The organism is Wolbachia endosymbiont of Tuta absoluta (assembly GCF_059414725.1).
The window spans coordinates 1-727 of sequence record NZ_JBNRJY010000265.1 but is presented as its reverse complement, the minus strand read 5'-3'; the positions used below and the strand labels follow the sequence as shown (position 1 = coordinate 727).

The window sequence follows — 727 nt, the reverse complement described above, 5'->3', positions numbered from 1 at the left end:
AAGCTAATCCCTAAAAGACATCTCAGTTCGGATTGTACTCTGCAACTCGAGTACATGAAGTTGGAATCGCTAGTAATCGTGGATCGATCAAACCTTGCGGCAAACTGGAACCCGTAGAGTATCTATCTACCAACCTGGTTTAAGCATTAGTCACTAGATGGAGCTAGCAGTATAAAATGAGAGAACTGCATGGAACTACTAGCATCTACTAGGTATTTAACGACTTAGGAGTACTTGTAAAATCCTTGGTAAAAAGACAATCGGCCAGCAGAGCAGCGCAATGGACAGTTTTGACGCTCTGTGACTGTTATACAGGGTGTAAGAGACAGACCTCCAAATGCTGCTATGCAGACCATGAAACTGATCAACTTGCCCTTAGTATAATGTGTCAGGAAAATACAGAAATATTTTGACGTTTATTCTTAGAGAATTACTTATTTTTAAAATAATCCTCCGAAACACAACACAATTTTCGATATCATACTGATCGATCCTCGGCGTAGCAGGCAGGTAAATGTAGTACACAGGCAAGGATAACCATGGTGCATTTTACTTTTTATGTCTAATAAATCTACAAAAAATTACGAGAAAAACTGTGTTTTTACTTTTTTCATATCTCAAAAAATGCCCGAGATATTTAAGTTCAAAGTGTGTAGTTTCGGGCGAAGGTTTTTAAAAACGCGGGCGAGCGCAGACTAGCCGATGACGTCACGGCTCGAGTCATTCG

The 727-nt window shown here is 39.9% G+C and carries 1 rRNA gene; it reads left to right on the top strand.

Annotated features, from left to right (window positions below):
- Nucleotides 1–129 (top strand): 16S ribosomal RNA (locus ACJ5GX_RS02955); the annotation flags it as partial.
- Between the last annotated feature and the right edge of the window lie 598 nt (nt 130–727).